The sequence below is a fragment of the Acinetobacter sp. CAU_H_S139_7 genome (assembly GCF_058599305.1).
Genome location: NZ_CM178651.1, coordinates 3,615,764 through 3,636,899, shown reverse-complemented (window position 1 = coordinate 3,636,899; position 21,136 = coordinate 3,615,764). Strand labels below are relative to the sequence as shown.

The window sequence follows — 21,136 nt, the reverse complement described above, 5'->3', positions numbered from 1 at the left end:
GGTTGCGACTAAAAGGTCAGAAGCACTGTGATGTTTAAACCGCGGTAATTGTCCCGAGAATACGGTTGCCCTGTGCGCCTGTCACTGTCGGCAAGTTGCCACTGAGTTGCTGGATAAAGCGCATAGCCAACCAAGCAAAGGCGGTTGCTTCTACCCACGTTGGGGCTAAGCCAATGGCGGAGGTGGTTTGTACAGACCAATTGTGTTTACGTAAGCGCCAGCGTAATTGTTCTAAAAGATGCGAGTTATACGCACCACCGCCGCAGACGTAGACTTCACCCGTATCCATATCGGAGCGATAGATGGCTTTTTTAATGGCGCGCGTGGTGAGCTTCATTAAGGTGGCTTGAACATTTTCTGGACTATCTTCAAGCTCGTCATATTCAAGGTCATTGCGCCAGTCGGCAATTTGTTCATCTAACCATTCGAGGTTAAAGTCTTCACGGCCAGTGCTTTTCGGTGGTTCTTTAGAAAAATACTCATGGGATTGTAGCCGATCAAGCAAGCTACGAATTGGATGGCCATAAGCTGCCCAATTGCCATTTTCATCATAGGGCTGTCCAGTAAAGCGTTCACACCAAGCGTCCATTAAAATGTTGGCTGGGCCTGTATCAAAACCGTAGACCTGATCAGGTTGGCCTGCGGGTAACATGCTGACATTGGCGATGCCGCCTAGGTTTAAGATGACGCGATGAATGCTTTCATGTTGGAACATATCTTGGTGAAACGCAGGAACCAGCGGGGCACCTTGGCCACCTGCGGCCATATCACGACGTCGAAAGTCTGAAATCACCGGAATTTGGGTGATTTCAGTGATGATGTTTGGGTCACCAATTTGCAGGGTAAAGCCGTGCTCTGGGCGATGGCGAATGGTTTGTCCATGTGAGCCAATCGCTTTGATTTGACTACGATCTAAATGACTTTGCTCAATCAGCTGATTGATGCCTTCGCCAATCATCTTTGCTAAAGCCACATCTGCGTTGCCCATACGGTCAATTTCATTGTCACCAGGCAAAGTGAGTGCCATCAGTTCATCGCGTAAATCTGGGTCGAAAGAAAGAGTGAGGGTGGCGTGAAGCTGTAATGGATCAAAAGAAGCAGCAACAATATCAACACCATCCATGCTGGTGCCGGTCATTACCCCAATATAGATCGCTGTCATGATTATTCTAAAGCCTGCAATGTGCTGAAAAAGTGTTAGTATATCGCACAAATTGAATAACTGATGTGTTTGGGTTTTGTGATGTCAAATTTCCTGCCGGCTGAAGAACAACTTGCTCTCATTCAACGAGGCACGCATGAAATTATTTCTGAAGAAGATCTTCTGAAGAAATTAAAAGAAAATCGTCCTTTAAAAATTAAAGCGGGCTTTGACCCGACTGCGCCTGACTTGCACTTGGGGCATACGGTTTTAATTAATAAACTGAAAACTTTCCAAGACTTGGGTCATGACGTGACCTTCTTGATTGGGGACTATACCGCGATGATCGGTGACCCAACTGGAAAAAGTGCAACACGTCCACCATTGTCGCGTGAGCAAGTGCTTGAAAATGCAAAAACGTATCAAGAACAAGTGTTTAAAATTCTTGATCCTAATAAAACCAAAGTGCGCTTCAACTCAGAATGGTTTGCAACCAAAACAGCGGCTGATTTAATTCAGTTGGCATCACAGCAAACGGTTGCACGTATGCTTGAGCGTGATGACTTCACCAAGCGTTATAACAACCATCAACCAATCGCAATTCATGAGTTTTTATATCCATTGGTTCAAGGCTATGACTCGATTGCCCTTGAGGCAGATGTTGAGTTAGGCGGTACGGACCAAACCTTTAACTTATTGATGGGGCGTACACTTCAAGGTCGTTATGATCAAGAAGCGCAAGTCTGCATTACAGTGCCAATCCTTGAAGGTTTAGACGGTGTGAACAAAATGTCTAAGTCTTTGGGTAATTATATTGGGGTATTTGATGCACCAGGGGCGATGTATCAGAAAGTCCTTTCGATGCCAGATGCATTAATTGAACGCTATTTCGATTTACTCAGCTTTAAATCCGTTGATGATATTAAAGTCCTGCTAAAAGAAATTGCTGAAGGGCGTAATCCACAAGAAGTGAAGAAAATTCTAGCTCTTGAGTTGGTAGAGCGTTTCCATGGTGCAGAAGCAGCAGAAAATGCACATAAAGGTGCAGGCAACCTGATTACTGAGGGTGAACTACCCGAAGGGACACCAGAAGTGACAATTTCACGTGCAGAATTTGGTGGCGAGTTGTTTATTGCAACAATTCTTCGCGTAGCGGGCTTAAACCCAAATGCTGCAGCGGCAAAAGATGCCGTGGGTCGTGGTGCGGTCAAAGTTGATTGGAACGTGGTCGATATGGGTTTCTCTGTTAAAGAAAATGTCACTTTAATTGTCCAGTCGGGTAAAAAAGCCATTGCCAAAGTCACTTTTACAGACTAAGTCAGTGCATATATATGCTTTAAGTTATTGATATAAAAGCAGGCTTCGGCCTGCTTTTTATTTTTTTAATCTTTATAAAAAAATCAAATAAGTAAATTCAAAAAAAACCTTATAAAAACAATGCTTAATTTTTTCCAAAAATATTGCAATTTAAAATGAGTGTGTATAAGATTTCAACGTCTAGTCGATGTTTTTAATATCGCTAGAAGGGTCAATAAGAATAACTCTCCACAGTTTTCAAGTCTCTTCCCCAAGGGACTTTTTTTAAGATAACTATAATAATGACATCTATGGATCAGATAACGATCTAACTCCGAGGAAGAGGTTTTGGGAGAGATCTCTTCCTTTTTTATTGGCAAAAATTTAGTTTTTAAAATCAGTTTCTCGCAGACAAATAACGAGCTGTCATAAAAGTTAGGTGCAATAGACTTTTAAATAAAGCTGGTCATCAGCTTTATAGGTATATAGCACTGCGTTTTCTACTTATATCCAGATGCTTCGTATCATCAAGCTTTATCGTGGCTGTTATTTCAGCTCTGTCTTGAATTATCTTGACCATGGTATAGATAGAAGAGGGCTTTGCTATTACGCGAATGAAATAAAAACAGACTAAGCATTCCATTCTTGCTAAATATTAGGTGCTTTTATAGCGATGTGGCAGTTTTTCAGCTTAGGCGCGTATTAAATATAAAAGAACTACGTCTTTAGAAAGATGATTTATCAAAAACACAGAGATGAAAGAAATACAGAGTGATTTTAAGTCCGAAAATGTTGCTAGAAGATAGATAAGACTCATCCTAAAGAAAAAATAAATGTTAAGGCTTAAATTTTAAGCTTAAAAGACTTTTAAAGATTGGAAATGAAAGGCTCATATTGAAAGAAATAAGAGAAAAAATTATAAATATGATCAAAAAATAGATGAAAAATACGGTTTTTCTTAAATCTTGTAGAAAAAACCAACGCCCGTTTCAAATAAGTGAATTTGGGGGTTGCAAAGATTTCGTAATGGTCTAGAATGCACCCCATACCGACGAGATAGACGGAAACGAACGAAGCACGAAGTGCTGAGTTGTTGAGTATATTGAGTCCAGCTTCTAGCACTGACGAGGTGTTAGAAAGATCATTAAGAGATTATGAAGAACAACTTGTGTGGATTTTTACTGATTGATCGATCGAAAATATTTCATTGATTGAATGGTAAAAATTACTCGAAGTTTATTTGAGAAATATTTGTCAGAAAATTGATGAGCCAAGATTTGTAGCCATAAGCTACTAATGATTTTTAACTGAAGAGTTTGATCATGGCTCAGATTGAACGCTGGCGGCAGGCTTAACACATGCAAGTCGAGCGGGGAAGGGTAGCTTGCTACCTGACCTAGCGGCGGACGGGTGAGTAATGCTTAGGAATCTGCCTATTAGTGGGGGACAACATTCCGAAAGGAATGCTAATACCGCATACGCCCTACGGGGGAAAGCAGGGGATCTTCGGACCTTGCGCTAATAGATGAGCCTAAGTCAGATTAGCTAGTTGGTGGGGTAAAGGCCTACCAAGGCGACGATCTGTAGCGGGTCTGAGAGGATGATCCGCCACACTGGGACTGAGACACGGCCCAGACTCCTACGGGAGGCAGCAGTGGGGAATATTGGACAATGGGCGAAAGCCTGATCCAGCCATGCCGCGTGTGTGAAGAAGGCCTTTTGGTTGTAAAGCACTTTAAGCGAGGAGGAGGCTACTTAGATTAATACTCTAGGATAGTGGACGTTACTCGCAGAATAAGCACCGGCTAACTCTGTGCCAGCAGCCGCGGTAATACAGAGGGTGCGAGCGTTAATCGGATTTACTGGGCGTAAAGCGTGCGTAGGCGGCTTCTTAAGTCGGATGTGAAATCCCTGAGCTTAACTTAGGAATTGCATTCGATACTGGGAAGCTAGAGTATGGGAGAGGATGGTAGAATTCCAGGTGTAGCGGTGAAATGCGTAGAGATCTGGAGGAATACCGATGGCGAAGGCAGCCATCTGGCCTAATACTGACGCTGAGGTACGAAAGCATGGGGAGCAAACAGGATTAGATACCCTGGTAGTCCATGCCGTAAACGATGTCTACTAGCCGTTGGGGCCTTTGAGGCTTTAGTGGCGCAGCTAACGCGATAAGTAGACCGCCTGGGGAGTACGGTCGCAAGACTAAAACTCAAATGAATTGACGGGGGCCCGCACAAGCGGTGGAGCATGTGGTTTAATTCGATGCAACGCGAAGAACCTTACCTGGTCTTGACATAGTAAGAACTTTCCAGAGATGGATTGGTGCCTTCGGGAACTTACATACAGGTGCTGCATGGCTGTCGTCAGCTCGTGTCGTGAGATGTTGGGTTAAGTCCCGCAACGAGCGCAACCCTTTTCCTTATTTGCCAGCGGGTTAAGCCGGGAACTTTAAGGATACTGCCAGTGACAAACTGGAGGAAGGCGGGGACGACGTCAAGTCATCATGGCCCTTACGACCAGGGCTACACACGTGCTACAATGGTCGGTACAAAGGGTTGCTACCTAGCGATAGGATGCTAATCTCAAAAAGCCGATCGTAGTCCGGATTGGAGTCTGCAACTCGACTCCATGAAGTCGGAATCGCTAGTAATCGCGGATCAGAATGCCGCGGTGAATACGTTCCCGGGCCTTGTACACACCGCCCGTCACACCATGGGAATTTGTTGCACCAGAAGTAGGTAGTCTAACCGCAAGGAGGACGCTTACCACGGTGTGGCCGATGACTGGGGTGAAGTCGTAACAAGGTAGCCGTAGGGGAACCTGCGGCTGGATCACCTCCTTAACGAAAGATTGACGATTGGTAAGAATCCACAACAAGTTGTTCTTCATGACGATGTATCTGAGGGTCTGTAGCTCAGTTGGTTAGAGCACACGCTTGATAAGCGTGGGGTCACAAGTTCAAGTCTTGTCAGACCCACCAAATCTGACTAACAAGCATTATTAAATGCTGAATACAGAAAAACAGAGACATTGACTTATTGATAAGCTGGGGACTTAGCTTAGTTGGTAGAGCGCCTGCTTTGCACGCAGGAGGTCAGGAGTTCGACTCTCCTAGTCTCCACCATATATTGTTCATCAATATATAAGCTAAGTAGTTAGATTATAGAAATTAGTAAGAAGTAGACATTAGTTTGCATTTTATTAACTTCTGTGATTTATCACAGTTTCCTGACCTGACGAAGGCTGGAAAAATCATTAACAGAATATATTTGAGTTGAAATAATTTGTTCATACTCGTTTTTAAGATTGACATTAACAGTGATTTATTACTGATTGATGAAGATTGAAGAAATGAGTTACTAGCGAAATTAACTGAATCAAGCGTTTTGGTATGTGAATTGAATTGAAGCTGTACAGTGTTTAAGTACACAGAACAACAAACTGTAAGGAAGTGATGAGAAATCATCATAGACTGTCTTAATCCTACTTGTAGGGATTAACGACTGTTTGGGGTTGTATAGTCAAGTAATTAAGTGCATGTGGTGGATGCCTTGGCAGTCAGAGGCGATGAAAGACGTAATAGCCTGCGATAAGCTCCGGGGAGGCGGCAAATATCCTGTGATCCGGAGATTTCTGAATGGGGAAACCCACCTGTCATAAGGCAGGTATCGTATGATGAATACATAGTCATACGAGGCGAACGAGGGGAAGTGAAACATCTCAGTACCCTTAGGAAAAGAAATCAATTGAGATTCCCTCAGTAGCGGCGAGCGAACGGGGAAAAGCCCATTAAGTCATATCAGTTTTAGTGGAATGCTCTGGGAAGTGCAACCATAGTGGGTGATAGTCCTGTACACGAAAGGGCTGATATGATGATGTCGAGTAGGGCGGGGCACGTGAAACCTTGTCTGAATATGGGGGGACCATCCTCCAAGGCTAAATACTCCTGACTGACCGATAGTGAACCAGTACCGTGAGGGAAAGGCGAAAAGAACCCCTGTGAGGGGAGTGAAATAGATCCTGAAACCGCATGCATACAAGCAGTGGGAGCCGACTTGTTCGGTGACTGCGTACCTTTTGTATAATGGGTCAGCGACTTACATTCAGTAGCAAGGTTAACCGCATAGGGGAGCCGTAGAGAAATCGAGTCTTAATAGGGCGTTTAGTTGCTGGGTGTAGACCCGAAACCGGGTGATCTATCCATGAGCAGGTTGAAGGTTGGGTAACACTAACTGGAGGACCGAACCCACTGTCGTTGAAAAGCCAGGGGATGACTTGTGGATAGGGGTGAAAGGCTAATCAAACTCGGTGATAGCTGGTTCTCCCCGAAAGCTATTTAGGTAGCGCCTCGGACGAATACCATTGGGGGTAGAGCACTGTTTCGGCTAGGGGGTCATCCCGACTTACCAAACCGATGCAAACTCCGAATACCAATGAGTACTATCCGGGAGACAGACTGCGGGTGCTAACGTCCGTAGTCAAGAGGAAAACAATCCAGACCGCCAGCTAAGGCCCCAAAATTATAGTTAAGTGGGAAACGATGTGGGAAGGCATAGACAGCTAGGAGGTTGGCTTAGAAGCAGCCACCCTTTAAAGAAAGCGTAATAGCTCACTAGTCGAGTCGGCCTGCGCGGAAGATGTAACGGGGCTAAAACTATATGCCGAAGCTGCGGATTTGCAATTTATTGCAAGTGGTAGGGGAGCGTTCTGTAAGCCGATGAAGGTGTATTGAGAAGTATGCTGGAGGTATCAGAAGTGCGAATGCTGACGTGAGTAACGACAATGCGAGTGAAAAACTCGCACGCTGAAAGACCAAGGGTTCCAGTCCAACGTTAATCGGGGCTGGGTGAGTCGACCCCTAAGGCGAGGCCGAGAGGCGTAGTCGATGGGAAATTGGTTAATATTCCAATACTTCTATGTAATGCGATGAGAGGACGGAGAAGGTTAAGTCAGCCTGGCGTTGGTTGTCCAGGTGGAAGGTTGTAGGCATGTATCTTAGGCAAATCCGGGGTACTCTATGCTGAGAACTGATAGCAAGCTGTACTTGTACAGTGAAGTGGCTGATACCATGCTTCCAGGAAAAGTCTCTAAGCTTCAGTTACATAGGAATCGTACCCGAAACCGACACAGGTGGTCAGGTCGAGTAGACCAAAGCGCTTGAGAGAACTCTGCTGAAGGAACTAGGCAAAATGGTACCGTAACTTCGGGAGAAGGTACGCTGCCGACGGTGATAGGATTTACTCCTTGAGCTATTGGCAGCCACAGAAACCAGGCCCCTGCAACTGTTTATTAAAAACATAGCACTCTGCAAACACGAAAGTGGACGTATAGGGTGTGATGCCTGCCCGGTGCTGGAAGGTTAATTGATGGGGTTAGCGTAAGCGAAGCTCTTGATCGAAGCCCCAGTAAACGGCGGCCGTAACTATAACGGTCCTAAGGTAGCGAAATTCCTTGTCGGGTAAGTTCCGACCTGCACGAATGGCATAATGATGGGGGCGCTGTCTCCAGCAGAGACTCAGTGAAATCGAATTCGCCGTGAAGATGCGGTGTACCCGCGGCTAGACGGAAAGACCCCGTGAACCTTTACTGCAGCTTGACATTGAACTTTGATCTTACTTGTGTAGGATAGGTGGGAGGCTTTGAAACCGAGACGCTAGTTTCGGTGGAGCCAATCTTGAAATACCACCCTGGTAATATTGAGGTTCTAACTCTGTCCCGTTATCCGGGACGAGGACCATGTCTGGTGGGTAGTTTGACTGGGGCGGTCTCCTCCTAAAGAGTAACGGAGGAGTACGAAGGTGCGCTCAGCGTGGTCGGAAATCACGCGTAGAGTATAAAGGCAAAAGCGCGCTTAACTGCGAGACCCACAAGTCGAGCAGGTACGAAAGTAGGTCTTAGTGATCCGGTGGTTCTGTATGGAAGGGCCATCGCTCAACGGATAAAAGGTACTCTGGGGATAACAGGCTGATACCGCCCAAGAGTTCATATCGACGGCGGTGTTTGGCACCTCGATGTCGGCTCATCTCATCCTGGGGCTGAAGCAGGTCCCAAGGGTATGGCTGTTCGCCATTTAAAGAGGTACGCGAGCTGGGTTTAGAACGTCGTGAGACAGTTCGGTCCCTATCTACCGTGGGCGTTGGAAATTTGAGAGGATCTGCTCCTAGTACGAGAGGACCAGAGTGGACGAACCTCTGGTGTACCGGTTGTGACGCCAGTCGCATCGCCGGGTAGCTATGTTCGGAAGGGATAACCGCTGAAAGCATCTAAGCGGGAAGCCTACCTCAAGATAAGATTTCCCTAGGACTTTATGTCCTCTAAAGAGCCGTTGAAGACTACGACGTTGATAGGTTGGATGTGGAAGCATAGTGATATGTGAAGCTGACCAATACTAATTGCTCGTGAGGCTTGACTATACAACACCCAAACAGTTGGTGTTGTGGTTCAAATCACTGCAAACAACTTGATTTAGTTATAAAGCTAAGTACAATGTTCAATGAGATAAGATAAAGCACTGCTTTAGATTGTCGCAAGAAACTCAAATATGTCTGTTAATAACTCATTTGATGAAAGTTAGGCATACACAATGTGTAAATAAGACCCAACGAATAGTCATAAACAGTTGTGCTGGCGACAATAGCAAGAGTGAACCACCTGATCCCTTCCCGAACTCAGAAGTGAAACCTCTTAGCGCTGATGGTAGTGTGGAGTTATCCATGTGAGAGTAAGTCATCGCCAGCTCATTAATTCTAAATCCCCCTAACTCAAATGAGATAGGGGGATTTTTTTATGCAACATATATTCAATAATTTAAATGAGAGACAAGAAAAATATTAGCTAAAAATAGCCGTTAATATTTAATAGGTTTAGTTTTTATCACTTGAATTTGATGGTTTCTTCTTCACTAAAAGAAATTTTAACTAAGTATTTGTGTATATTTTGAGCATTTAAACAGCTATTTCATCTATATCCGTTGGAAAAGAATGGCTATAGTTAACTCGTGATCATGCAAAATATGCCAAAACAGGTTTTGATTTAGATTTTAATGTGCTCAATAAAAAAGAAACCCCGACATCCTGTCGAGGTTTCTTTGTATTTCAGTGCTTAGATACAACTCCTGTCATATCTCACATCCTGATGCTCAAACTGATTATTATTGTTTTAAGTTTGGGAAACTTCCTGTCTCCTGATGTATTTAATATATGCTGTAAGCTGTTTTAAGGCTAGTGGTCACTTTCCTCAGTTTTTGTAAGCTTTGGCTTACACAGATTCATCTTGTTACCAAAGCGGATAACCTTGTACTTATGATTTCTCTACAATGAATGGTGATCGTGCATTTAATGGGGAAGGCAATGCTGAGAAAAAAAGCTTTTTGTTTGTTGATGGCAGTGAGTGCATTTTTTGGATTAATGGCATGTCATGCACAAAGACCAGCGGAGTCAGCAGCACATGAACAACAGGACAGTTCTGCTTCTTTAGGCAAATCTATGCAGTTAAAGCATATTGCTGAATTTAATGAGCCATGGGCATTAGCGGTATTGCCTGATGGGCGATTATTAATTACTGAAAGATCAGGACAGTTGATTTTATTTAATCCTATAGATCAGACAAAGACTCTCATTAGGAATATACCTAAAGTGGCTTATGGTGGCCAAGGCGGATTAGGTGATATTGTTTTACATCCTGAGTTTGCACAAAACCATCAAATTTATCTTAGCTATGCAGAAGCAGGGCAAGGTGGTTATGGTGCGGTTGTGATTCGTGCTGATTTGAATTTAGATCAGGCGCAGCCACAATTAGACAACCTTAAAATGATATGGAAACAAGCACCGAAGGTGCGTGGGCAGGGGCATTATGCACATCGGATGTTATTTGATGGTGCAGGAAAATTATGGATTAGTTCAGGAGAACGGCAAAAGTTTGATCCTGCACAAGATTTGACATCGAACCTTGGGAAAATGATTCGTTTGAATGATGATGGTTCGGTTGCCTTAGATAATCCATTTCAGACGCAGGGGGATATCGCAAAACAAATATGGAGTTTGGGGCATCGTAATCCTTTAGGAATGGCTTTGGATGCAAAAAAACAACTTTGGGTGGTTGAAATGGGCCCCAAAGGTGGGGATGAGCTTAATTTAATTCAAAAGGCTAAAAACTATGGTTATCCAATCGTTTCGAATGGTGATCATTATAGTGGTTTGAATATCCCTGACCACGCCACGCGGCCTGAGTTTGAAGCGCCAAAATTAGACTGGACACCCGTAATCTCTCCATCGAGTTTGATTTTTTATACGGGACAGATGTTTCCAAAGTGGTGGGATAAAGCCATCATTGGTGGGCTTTCATCTGAAGCATTAATTATTGTAGACACCACAGCACAGCCAGTAAAAGAAATCCAACGGATAGATATGAAAGAACGTATCCGTGGTCTACAACAAGCGAAAGATGGCAGTATTTGGGTGATTGAGGATGGGAAACATGCAGATTTAATTCAGCTGCTTTCACATTAATCACCCGAACAGAGTGTTGCTAGGAAAGTCGGTTTTAAAGCGCAGCATGTTGATCGGCATTGAAGACATTGGCTTGGATCTGCATCAGTTTTCGTTGTCCTTGTTTGCCATTCATCCGCCAATGGACAATTTTAATATTATCGATCAAGGCGACATCCCCTTTTTGCCATTTGAGCAAGAGTGCATCGTGATATAAGGCTTCAAAGAAGTGCTGTTTTTCCTGATCGGTCCATTCAATTTTTTCACCTTCATGGGTGAAAAGTTCCCATGACAGTTGCATGCAATGAGCCGTAGGGTCTGGTTGAAGCTTTCCTCGCTGCTTAAATCTTTTTTGTGCAGCTTGATGGGCAAAAGAATTGGTATTGTTTGCAAAAGCCCACGGCTGGATCATCAACTTTTGCGTGTTCGGGTGTATGACAACGAAAGGTGAGCGTTTTAAGGTAAGTTTGCTTTCTTTATTTGATTTTTTCTGGAAACCAAATGAGTTTTTATTGAAGGTCAAGCGATCAAATAGATTAAGCTTACGTGTTGAAATATAAGAAAAATGGTTCCATGCGCCTAAGTATTTTTGTTGTGAGCTGACTGGAAAATGGGCCCAAATTTTTTCGAGGTTATTAAACCCGGTTTCGAGTAAGTGGTCCGCGGGTTCTTGGCAAAACAAGGCAATATAACGCGAGCGAGTCGAGTGTAGGCCACCTTCGACATGTGGACCTTGAATTGAGTTTTCAACAGAGCCTAATTGCACCGTATTGTGGTTGAGATAAGGTCTATCATGACCTGCATGATTTTCGCTATATTTACAAATGAAAGAGGCGAACCAACCTGATTTTTTAGGCGTAAATGTATGCCAAGGTTCAAGCTGAAAATGATATTCGATGAGCTCATGAAATTCATAGTGACGTTGTAATTTAAAGCCACGAAATAATAAGATGCCGTACTGATGCAACTCTTGCATAAGTTCTGTGCGATGGACTCTAACATAGGCGGCTAGAGCATCTACATCTGTATATTCGGGGTCAGCGACATAAATTTTGCAATAATCATTTAAAAGTGTGGTGTTTAGTTGCATGTGAATGGTCTCTATTTTTGTTTTTTTAATTTATTGTATTGGACTGAAGCATTTTGGCTAAAGCGGCAAATGTTCAGTGGGCGAGAGTATAAAGTGTAGTTCGACCAGCAGATGTAATATTTCGTTGTGCAGAAGAACATACTGACAAACGGTGACAGTCTTAATATTTTATGGATTAGCGCTTAAATATGTACGATGGATGGAAGTGATGTTTTTTAAATTTCCTATGTTTTTATGTATTTGTTTTATATCATTATTTTTAGAAAATTTAAGTTGGGATAGTCATCCTGACAGACCAATTTGATTTGTATTCATGAGTTTCTTCTAAAGTATTGAAGCTTATAAGAGGTTCGTTAATATCTGATCGTGATTTGGACTTTTAGAGAAATATTGAGCTAAAAATCAATACAATTAAAAAGCCCCCGACATCCTGTCGAGGGCTTTTTAAATTCTTTCAAGCGGTATAACTCCTGTCCTACCGATCAGCATCCTGCTGTGTATGTTGTTATTTTTGTTTTTCATCTGAGACATCCTGTCTCTGTATGATTTAACTATAGCGTCGATGCTGTTTATTGAAAAGCCGACAAATACTCAAGTTACTGTAAGCAATAGCGTACAGAAGAATCTCATGCTTATGCGCTTACATATTTAATGAGTTTATCAATTGCTGCTTTTAAATTTTTCTCATCAAAAGGATTTGGTTCAAAATCTTCGGTTTTATTGCGTGAAAAAATATCTCGAATTTCAATCACCGCATTGGTATCGACCAGACCGAGCTGAGTACCGACTTGGCGAATTTGGTCGATGGAGCGTGAGCCATTGGTACCACCATAACTGATATAGGCCGCAGGTTTGCCTTGCCATTCTTTGCCTAAATAATCCAAGGCATTTTTAAGTGCAGGGCTATAACCATGATTGTATTCGGGGCTAATGAAAATAAAGGCATCACCTTGGGCAATGTGGTCGGCCCATGCTTGTTGTTTGGGTTGATCATAAATGCCCGTCATAGGAGGATTGGCACCTGAAAAAATTGGCAAATCCCACTCTTTTAAGTCGACCAACTCGAGTTGGACTGTATTGAGTTCTAGTTGTTCAAAGCCTTTTTGCACCCATCGCGCAACTTTAATGGCTGTCCGACCTTCGCGCACACTGCCTATAATGACCTGAATTTTCATGAAAAATCCTTGGGAAAATAAATGTGATTACGCTACGGTAGTATGAAAATTAGGCTTTGCATAGATTGAATATGTATCTGATCGACAAATGTTTGAGGCATTAAAAAAGCCCCCGAAGGAGCTTTAAATGACACACAGACAATCGATCTGTGGCTTTACATAATTTTGATGCCTTGTTGGCCAGCAGGCGTTACTTTGAAGATTTCAACTTCAAAGGTAATATCTTTACCTGCCAATGGATGGTTAAAGTCGACTTCGGTGATGTCATCACCTACAGTTTTCACTACGCCATACAGGCTTTGTTTGGCTTTGTCTTCAAACTCGATCATGTGCCCTTCAATAGGACGCTGTTCAAATTTGACCGTATCAAACTGTTGTACGTTTTCAGGATTCCACGGGCCAAAAGCATCTTCTGGTGGTAGGCTCACCGTACGACGGTCGCCAGCACGTAAACCGAACAGGGCTTTTTCAAAACCAGGAAGTAAGCTGCCATCACCCATCACCAGGCTCACAGGCTCTTCACGGCTACGTGTGTTATCAATTTCTACGCCATTTTCAATGCACACAGAAAAATGTAACTCTACTTTTGAACCTTCGCTTACGCGAGTTTCTTCATTGGGATTAATAAAATCAGTCATGGTTTACTTCGGCACGTTGGATACGGTTTTTTTCGAGAAAAAAGGTATCGATCAACAAAAGGATCGTTCCTAGTGTAATCGCACTATCCGCAATATTAAACGCAGGGAAGTGGCTGTTTTGATAGTACACATGAATAAAATCAACCACGTAGCCTAAGGTTACACGGTCAATTAAATTCCCTATAGCACCACCTAAAATAAGAGCAATCGCGATGGGCAGCACTTTTACGGTTTTGGGCATACGCATCAGCCAAAACAGAAAAATGACAGACACAATACCTGCAAGAGAGGTAAAGAAATAACGTTGCCAGCCGCCCGCATCGGACAAGAAACTAAAGGCTGCGCCATAGTTATGCAATAAAGTCCAATTCAAAAAGGGCAGGACTGGTACTGGATCTGCATAATTCAGATGAGTACTGGCAATCCATTTGGTCCATTGATCTAAGACAATCGCTAGAATCGCCAAACCTACCCACACCAAATTGTGCGGATAGAATTGGAATAAGCCCTTTTTATGTTGTGGGTTAGGCATACTTTCTCTCTTCGCCTTGGCCTGTAGGAAGGTTGATAATACAACGACCACATAGACCTGGATGTGTAACATGTGTATTCACATCTGGCAGAACATGCCAGCAGCGTACACATTTTTCACCATCAGCAGCTGAGACTTGAACATTCAGACCTGCCAGATCAGAGGCTTCACCTTGAGTTGCATCGAATGCATTAACCAAGACTTGTGAAGTGATCATAACAAAGCGAAGTTCATCATCTAGACGATCCAGTACGTCTTTGAGTTCTGCATCTGCCCACAGTTCAACTTTGGCAGAGAGATTTGAACCTACGATTTTCGCGGTACGCGCAGTTTCGATGAACTTGTTCACCGCAGACTTCACTGCAATCAGCGTTTGCCAATCGGCTTCAGACAACAAGTTTGCTTTTGAAGCCACAGGAATGTCATACCATTCCGCAGTGAACACATATTTCTCAGTTTGTTCTGGAATCAGTGGCCATGCTTCTTGAGCGGTAAAGCTTAAGATTGGTGACATCCAACGTACAAAGGCTTGCACCAAATGATACAGCGCAGTTTGAGCTGAATGGCGCGCTTGTGAATCGGCTTTGGTGGTGTACTGACGGTCTTTGATGATGTCGAGGTAGAAACCACCCAAGTCATTGATACAGAAGTTGGTCAGCGCATTTGCCACGATATGGAAGTTCATATCTTCGTAGGCTTGCTGAATAGTTTTCTGTACGTCCGCTGCACGTTGCAAGATGTATTGATCAAGTGCGATCAATTGATCCACAGGCAGTGCATCCGTCGATGGTGTGAACCCATTCAAGTTTGCCAATAAGAAACGCAAAGTATTACGAATACGGCGGTAGCCATCTGATGCACGGTTAAAGATTTCTTTACCTGCAGTCATTTCATAACGGTAATCGGCCGATGCAATCCAGAAACGTAAGCCGTCTGCACCCATATCTTTAATGATGTCTTGTGGGGTGATGATGTTGCCCAAAGATTTTGACATCTTACGGCCTTTTTCATCCACCACGAAGCCATGGGTCAGTAAACCTTTGTACGGCGCACGTTCATTGATCGCAATCGAGGTGAGCAATGAAGACTGGAACCAACCACGGTGTTGGTCTGAACCTTCAAGGTATAAATCGGCTGGATCGGTGAGTTCTTCGCGTTCACGCAACACGGCATAGTGCGTTGTGCCTGAGTCGAACCACACGTCTAAAGTGTCACGCACACAGTTGTACTGTTCCGCTTCATCCCCGATAAAGTCTTTCGCTTCACGGTTATACCAAGCGTCAATCCCTTCTTGTTCGATCAATTTCGCGACTTCTTCGATCAACTCGGCTGTGCGCGGATGGAGCTCGTTGGTGTCTTTATGCACGAAGAATGGGATTGGCACACCCCACGTACGTTGACGTGAGATACACCAGTCTGGACGACCTTCGATCATGGCTTGAATACGATTTTTACCCCAATCAGGCACAAAGCTGATCTCGTTTTCGATCGCATTTAAAGCGTTTTGACGCAGACCTTGTGCATCCATGCTGATAAACCACTGTGGGGTCGCACGGAAGATAATCGGTGTTTTATGGCGCCAGCAGTGTGGGTAGCTATGTTTGATCGGTTGATGTGCCCATAAGCGACCAACTGCATCCAATGCTTCAATGATTTTTGGATTGGCTTTGTAGATGTGCTCGCCTGCAAAAATCGGTGAAGTTGGTAAATACACACCATTACCACCCACTGGGTTTTCAACTTTTAAGTTGTACTGTAAGCCAACTTTATAGTCGTCTACACCATGGCCAGGTGCAGTATGTACCGCCCCTGTACCGCTGGTTGCAATGACATGTTCACCCAAAATCACAGGCACTTGACGATCGGTCAGTAACGGGTGTTGTAATAATAGGTTTTCGATTGCTGAGCCGTTAAAATCAGCGAGAACCACAGGGTTTTCAAGCTTATAACGCTCAACTGCCGACTCAACTAAGTCTTTAGCTAAAATAAAGTTTTGCACGCCACGGTCGGTGCTAACTTGAACTAGTTGATAGTCAATTTCAGCATGGACGGCAACTGCTTGGTTTGCAGGCAAAGTCCAAGGTGTGGTGGTCCAAATTACGATATCTGTTGCGGCTTCTACGTTGATATTTAAACGTGCGCTTAAGTCTTTTAAGTCGACAACCGTAAAGCCAACGTCAATCGCGTCAGATTTTTTATCTTCATATTCCACTTCAGCTTCAGCCAAAGCTGAACCACAGTCTAAACACCAGTTCACAGGTTTAAGACCTGGTTCGATATGGCCTGCTTTCGCAATTGCGCCAACAGAGCGCACAATGTCTGCTTCCTGCTTAAAGTTCATGGTCAGGTAAGGATTGTCCCAGTCACCAAACACGCCCATACGCACAAAGTCTTTCTTTTGCAGTTCAACTTGGGTGTAAGCATATTCACGGCAGGCTTTACGGAAAGTAGAAGCATCCACCTTCACGCCCACTTTACCGACTTTCTCTTCTACTTTCAGTTCAATCGGAAGGCCGTGACAGTCCCAACCTGGTACATAAGGGGCATCGAAGCCGTCAAGAATACGACTTTTAATAATGATATCTTTTAAAACTTTATTAACCGCATGACCCAAGTGAATTTGGCCATTTGCATAAGGAGGGCCATCATGCAGAACATATTTTTTCTTGCCAATACGCGACGCACGAATCTGCTGATAAATGTTGTCGGCATACCACTCTTCTAACCATTTTGCTTCACGCACCGCAAGGTTTGCTTTCATGGCAAATTCGGTACCTGGGAGGTTGAGTGTGGCTTTATAATCCACTGCATTTTCAGTAGTTTGCTTATCGCTCATGCAAGATGTCTTCCAATTTAATCAGCGGCTCGGCTGACGCGTTTTACATAAAATTGATTGGTATTTAAAAGGGAAATGTGGGGGTGTTTTGGCGGAACTCAAGCAGTTTCACCACATCATCATCAATTCCCGCTTTTAGTGCTTCCAGCGAAGGGTAGTTCTTTTCACCATGTAAGTAGTTCAAGAAAGTGACCCGCATTAACAAGCCATACAGATTAGCAGAAACATCAGGGAAATGTACTTCTAATCGCCATTCTGGCTGTGCTTGTTGAATGGCTGGACGTGTTCCGACATGACCCGCACCAAAAAGCGCTGAATGGTCATATCCTGCAACCCCTAATCGATCAGGATGGTCTGCTTTCACTTTATCGCGTAAAGACGTGGTTTCACATATCACATCTACACCATAAATGCCGTTTAAACAGGGTTTATGTCGGTTTAAACGTACGTTAATGGTTGGAAAATCAAGGGTTCGGCCAATTTGGTCGCCATATTGTACGCGACCCGTAATGCTATAAGGGCGCCCTAATAACTGAGCAGCCAGCGCCAAGTCCCCTGCGGCCAGTGTTTGGCGAATCCGAGTTGAACTGACGCGTTCACCTTCTGAGAGGATGGTTTCTAGATTGTGGACTTGAAAACCATACTTTTCGAGAAATTCACTGTTGCCTTGGCGGTTTTTACCAAAGTGAAAGTCATCGCCTAAAACCAAACTTTGGGCATTGAGTTTTTCTTTTAAAATATCGGCAAATTGTTCTGCACTTAAACTGCGGAAGCTGTTGTCAAATTTCGCGACCGCAATATAGTCCACACCCAGCTCAGTTAAATATTCGACTTTTTCACGTAATGATGAAATACGCGGTGGAGCATCATAACCTTTAAAGAATTCAAGTGGTTGAGGCTCAAAAATCATCACCACTGTTTTTAGATTTTGTAGTTTTGCAACGGCTTTGAGCTGATGAATCATGGCTTGATGACCCAAATGCACCCCGTCAAAATTACCGATGGTGACAGCGGTTTTTTCTAATTGGGTATGTGAAGGCAAAGCATTTAGACGGAGCAGCTTCATGGGCAAATCAAGTGCTTGGAATTAAGAACGGCTTATATATTGCCATATTCTTGGGCATTCGTCTTGTGGTTGTTTTTTGACAACGCAAAATTTAGTGCAAAGTATATTTATATTAATTTTATTGATTTATTTAATATAAATTAATCAATTTTTCTTATTTATAAATTTGATTAGTATAAATGTAGATTTTAAATGAGGCCGAACTCATGCAAAAACCATTTACACAACTTGGACAGCGCCACAATATCATTCGTCAGTTCACCCCCAACTGGTTCACTGTCAGTATGGGAACAGGTGTTGTGGCGTTAATTGTATCAGAGTTTCCGATGTTAAAGGCACTCACATGGCAACTCGGCACAGGGCTGTGGTATTTCAATATTTTATTGTTCGTACTTTTTAGTGTGCTATATGGCTTACGTTGGGCATTTTATTCGCACGAAGCCAAACAGATTTTTCAACATCCAAGCATGAGCCTATTCTTAGGGACGATCCCGATGGCGCTGGCTACCATCCTCAATGGCTTTTTAAAGTATGGTCAGCCTATTTATGGCGATACAGCTGTACAGATTGCGCAAACGCTCTGGTATGCCGATGTGGTCTTGGCGCTCTTGGTGGCGTGGGCAGTTCCTTTTGCCATGTATCGACATCAGGAGCATGCTTTACAGCAGATGACCGCGGTGTGGTTATTGCCGATCGTGGCCTGTGAAGTTGCAGCCAGCAGTGGTGGTTTATTGCTGGGGCATTTGGCAGCTGATACTCATGCTGTTGCGATTTTATTGGGTAGTTATGTGTTGTGGGGTGTTTCAGTATTACCTGCCTTTGCAATTTTAACGATTTTAATGTTGCGTTTGGTCTTACATAAATTGCCTGAAAAAGAGTTGGCGGTCAGCAGTTGGTTGGCTTTGGGACCGATAGGCACTGCTGCTTTGGCGTTATTGGTTCTGGGGCATCAGGCACCGATGCTGATGGCGAGTTTGGGCTTAGCACAACTGGGTCAGTTATTTCAGCAGGCGGGAATTTTGGCCAGTTTAATTCTGCTGGGTTTTGGGCTGTGGTGGTTGGGGATTGCGGTACTGACGACTTTGCACCATGCCAAACAGGATTTGCCGTTTAATTTGGGCTGGTGGGGACTGACTTTCCCATTGGGCGTATATACACTGGCAATCTTAACCTTAGCCCAGCAACTCAATTTGGCCTTCCTGTATGCCGTTGGCTATGCTTTTGCAGCCATACTGATGTTGTTATGGAGTTTGGTTGCAACCAAGACGGCACACGGTTTTTATCAAGGGGATTTGTTCTTTTCGCCTTGCTTAAAAACCTATTTAGAACAGCAGTATAAATGAGGTCTACAATCCTTTCAGTTTAAAGCGCCATCTGATCTTATGTCGGTTGTTTGAGCAGAGACCAGAGGCGCTTTTCTTTCGGATCGATTTGTTTTCTAATGGCACGCATGAAGTCTGTTAATTGAGTATTTTATGTCAGATGTTGCATTGATCATGGCTTTGCCGAATGAGTCTAAAGGATTGTTTGAGCAGGCAGGGATTGAAGTTCACTACAGCGGTATTGGTAAAGTCAACGCGGCCTATAAAGCATTTGAAGTGATTCAAAAAACAGGCTGTAAAACTCTGATTAATTTAGGTACAGCAGGTAGTACGTTTTTTGATAAGCACGAATTGGTCGAAGTCTCTCAATTTGTACAACGCGACATGGATGTGTCTCCACTGGGTTTCGCTGTCGGTTTTACCCCATTTGACACCATGCATCCTGCGGAAATTCACTTAGAACCGTTTTTCCAGCAGCTCCGTACCGGCATTTGTGGAACAGGGGATAGCTTTGAAACAGGTAAGCCCAAAGTACCGTGTCATTTGGTTGATATGGAAGGATATGCGCTGGCAAAGGTCTGTAAAAAACAGGGTGTCCGCCTGATTTCGGTCAAATATATTTCAGATGGTGCCAACGACACCGCGCATTTGGACTGGGAAGACAATTTGTTATTGGGAGCTCAGAAATTATTAGCATTATTTGAAAGTATCTGAGGCTTTGATTCTGTCTTTTTCAATTCGGCGACCATAGAGTGCTATGGTCGTATGCCAAAATTACTCAGCTTTGAATAATGCAGACGGTGTTCGCGGGATCACGCCATACAGCATCATATGCACGGTATGTTGAATGACTCGTTGTTGCATACTGCGGTTACGTAGGGTTTTACCTGTTACCATTTCCATTTGCGTGGCAAAATCAGCATAGTTTTGTGTTAATGCCCAAATGTTGAGGATTAACAGCTCAGGGTCTATTTCAGTTGAAATTTTACCTTGCTCTTGCCAATTGCTAATGACTTTGGCTTTACGTTTGACCAACTTCTTTAAAGGCCCTTTGAGGATTTCCAAAATATGCGGCGCTCCTTGGATCACTTCTAAAGCAAACAAGCGAGACGCTTTCGGTTGAGTCCGAGAAACCTCAATTTTTTGCAATAAGTAGTTGGTGATCGCTTCTTCCGGCTCTAAGTCAGCTTCTAACATCTGTAGTGGGGCTAACCATTTTTGTAAAACCGTCGTTAAAACTTCAACGTACAAAGCTTCTTTATTTTCATAGTAATAGAAAATATTCGATTTGTGCATTTCAGCAATCTGTGCGATTTCATCTAAGCTTGCTCCATTAAATCCATAGAGTGAGAAGACGTCTAGTGCAGCATTCAGCAGCTGGTGGCGTTTTTGAGTACTCTTTTTCTGTTCCATTCTCTAATTTAAAAAACAATAAAAAGGGGGAAGGACAAATTGTACGGCAAATCATCAGATTTGTGCACAAAGTGGAAATTTAATTTTTTGAATAATGATCATTTATTCTGTAGATTGGCTCTTAAATTGCGATAAATTCTA

At 43.5% G+C, this 21,136-nt stretch carries 12 protein-coding genes, 2 tRNA genes and 3 rRNA genes; 9 read left to right on the top strand and 8 right to left on the bottom strand.

What is annotated here, in order from left to right; genetic code table 11:
* Window positions 1–34: 34 nt before the first annotated feature.
* On the bottom strand, window positions 35–1,162 hold the full coding sequence (locus AC4MC0_RS17470; protein ID WP_291389303.1) for an anhydro-N-acetylmuramic acid kinase: 1,128 nt from the start codon (window positions 1,160–1,162) through the stop codon (window positions 35–37).
* Window positions 1,163–1,225: 63 nt separating this feature from the next.
* On the opposite strand from AC4MC0_RS17470, the gene tyrS reads away from it, so the two are divergent.
* From tyrS to AC4MC0_RS17435, 7 genes are all read left to right on the top strand, one after another.
* Window positions 1,226–2,458, top strand: coding sequence for a tyrosine--tRNA ligase (gene tyrS / locus AC4MC0_RS17465; protein ID WP_278345301.1), 1,233 nt, complete (start codon window positions 1,226–1,228; stop codon window positions 2,456–2,458).
* Between the two features lie 1,283 nt (window positions 2,459–3,741).
* A 16S ribosomal RNA gene (locus AC4MC0_RS17460) occupies window positions 3,742–5,279 on the top strand.
* A gap of 61 nt (window positions 5,280–5,340) precedes the next feature.
* Window positions 5,341–5,417: transfer RNA gene (locus tag AC4MC0_RS17455), tRNA-Ile, on the top strand.
* 68 nt (window positions 5,418–5,485) lie between these two features.
* Window positions 5,486–5,561, top strand: a tRNA-Ala gene (locus tag AC4MC0_RS17450).
* A gap of 395 nt (window positions 5,562–5,956) precedes the next feature.
* A 23S ribosomal RNA gene (locus AC4MC0_RS17445) occupies window positions 5,957–8,850 on the top strand.
* Window positions 8,851–9,060: 210 nt separating this feature from the next.
* Window positions 9,061–9,175, top strand: a 5S ribosomal RNA gene (rrf, locus tag AC4MC0_RS17440).
* Together the 16S, 23S and 5S rRNA genes with 2 tRNA genes alongside form the textbook arrangement of a ribosomal RNA operon.
* A 611-nt stretch (window positions 9,176–9,786) precedes the next feature.
* Entirely contained in the window at window positions 9,787–10,944 is a 1,158-nt protein-coding gene (locus tag AC4MC0_RS17435) for a PQQ-dependent sugar dehydrogenase (protein ID WP_491887182.1), read from the top strand.
* Between the two features lie 34 nt (window positions 10,945–10,978).
* Here AC4MC0_RS17435 and AC4MC0_RS17430 read toward each other — a convergent pair whose 3' ends face one another.
* The 6 genes from AC4MC0_RS17430 to ribF form a co-directional block, all read right to left on the bottom strand.
* Window positions 10,979–12,013 carry a TauD/TfdA family dioxygenase gene (locus AC4MC0_RS17430; RefSeq protein ID WP_491887181.1) on the bottom strand — a complete coding sequence of 345 codons (1,035 nt, stop codon included), beginning with the start codon at window positions 12,011–12,013 and terminating at the stop codon, window positions 10,979–10,981.
* A 632-nt stretch (window positions 12,014–12,645) separates the two neighbouring features.
* Window positions 12,646–13,188, bottom strand: coding sequence for an NADPH-dependent FMN reductase (locus AC4MC0_RS17425; protein WP_114836732.1), 543 nt, complete (start codon window positions 13,186–13,188; stop codon window positions 12,646–12,648).
* A 155-nt stretch (window positions 13,189–13,343) separates the two neighbouring features.
* Entirely contained in the window at window positions 13,344–13,826 is a 483-nt protein-coding gene (locus AC4MC0_RS17420) for an FKBP-type peptidyl-prolyl cis-trans isomerase (protein WP_004684162.1), read from the bottom strand.
* On the bottom strand, window positions 13,819–14,358 hold the full coding sequence (lspA, locus tag AC4MC0_RS17415) for a signal peptidase II (protein ID WP_010325539.1): 540 nt from the start codon (window positions 14,356–14,358) through the stop codon (window positions 13,819–13,821). The genes AC4MC0_RS17420 and lspA overlap by 8 nt, the downstream gene beginning before the upstream one ends.
* A complete protein-coding gene (gene ileS / locus AC4MC0_RS17410; protein ID WP_010325540.1) occupies window positions 14,351–17,194 on the bottom strand; it encodes an isoleucine--tRNA ligase in 2,844 nt (947 codons plus the stop codon). Before ileS ends, lspA begins: the two co-directional genes overlap by 8 nt.
* A 64-nt stretch (window positions 17,195–17,258) precedes the next feature.
* Window positions 17,259–18,260, bottom strand: coding sequence for a bifunctional riboflavin kinase/FAD synthetase (gene ribF / locus AC4MC0_RS17405; RefSeq protein WP_159151860.1), 1,002 nt, complete (start codon window positions 18,258–18,260; stop codon window positions 17,259–17,261).
* A gap of 206 nt (window positions 18,261–18,466) precedes the next feature.
* Here ribF and AC4MC0_RS17400 point away from each other — a divergent pair, with 206 nt between their 5' ends.
* Window positions 18,467–19,603, top strand: a complete 1,137-nt coding sequence (locus AC4MC0_RS17400) for a TDT family transporter (protein WP_491887180.1) — start codon at window positions 18,467–18,469, stop codon at window positions 19,601–19,603.
* Window positions 19,604–19,735: 132 nt separating this feature from the next.
* A complete protein-coding gene (locus tag AC4MC0_RS17395) occupies window positions 19,736–20,296 on the top strand; it encodes a phosphorylase family protein (protein ID WP_058868589.1) in 561 nt (186 codons plus the stop codon).
* Between the two features lie 60 nt (window positions 20,297–20,356).
* On the opposite strand, the gene AC4MC0_RS17390 is transcribed toward AC4MC0_RS17395, so the two are convergent.
* The gene (locus tag AC4MC0_RS17390) at window positions 20,357–20,995 is read right to left on the bottom strand and encodes a TetR/AcrR family transcriptional regulator (protein WP_058868590.1); all 639 of its coding nucleotides are present in this window, start codon (window positions 20,993–20,995) and stop codon (window positions 20,357–20,359) included.
* Between the last annotated feature and the right edge of the window lie 141 nt (window positions 20,996–21,136).

Excerpts from the sequence above, each read along its gene's own strand:
- AC4MC0_RS17470 (WP_291389303.1), bottom strand. The coding sequence starts at position 1,162 with ATGACAGCGATCTATATTGGGGTAATGACCGGCACCAGCATGGATGGT.
- tyrS (WP_278345301.1), top strand. The coding sequence starts at position 1,226 with ATGTGTTTGGGTTTTGTGATGTCAAATTTCCTGCCGGCTGAAGAACAA.
- AC4MC0_RS17435 (WP_491887182.1), top strand. The coding sequence starts at position 9,787 with ATGCTGAGAAAAAAAGCTTTTTGTTTGTTGATGGCAGTGAGTGCATTT.
- AC4MC0_RS17430 (WP_491887181.1), bottom strand. The coding sequence starts at position 12,013 with ATGCAACTAAACACCACACTTTTAAATGATTATTGCAAAATTTATGTC.
- AC4MC0_RS17425 (WP_114836732.1), bottom strand. The coding sequence starts at position 13,188 with ATGAAAATTCAGGTCATTATAGGCAGTGTGCGCGAAGGTCGGACAGCC.
- AC4MC0_RS17420 (WP_004684162.1), bottom strand. The coding sequence starts at position 13,826 with ATGACTGATTTTATTAATCCCAATGAAGAAACTCGCGTAAGCGAAGGT.
- lspA (WP_010325539.1), bottom strand. The coding sequence starts at position 14,358 with ATGCCTAACCCACAACATAAAAAGGGCTTATTCCAATTCTATCCGCAC.
- ileS (WP_010325540.1), bottom strand. The coding sequence starts at position 17,194 with ATGAGCGATAAGCAAACTACTGAAAATGCAGTGGATTATAAAGCCACA.
- ribF (WP_159151860.1), bottom strand. The coding sequence starts at position 18,260 with ATGAAGCTGCTCCGTCTAAATGCTTTGCCTTCACATACCCAATTAGAA.
- AC4MC0_RS17400 (WP_491887180.1), top strand. The coding sequence starts at position 18,467 with ATGCAAAAACCATTTACACAACTTGGACAGCGCCACAATATCATTCGT.
- AC4MC0_RS17395 (WP_058868589.1), top strand. The coding sequence starts at position 19,736 with ATGTCAGATGTTGCATTGATCATGGCTTTGCCGAATGAGTCTAAAGGA.
- AC4MC0_RS17390 (WP_058868590.1), bottom strand. The coding sequence starts at position 20,995 with ATGGAACAGAAAAAGAGTACTCAAAAACGCCACCAGCTGCTGAATGCT.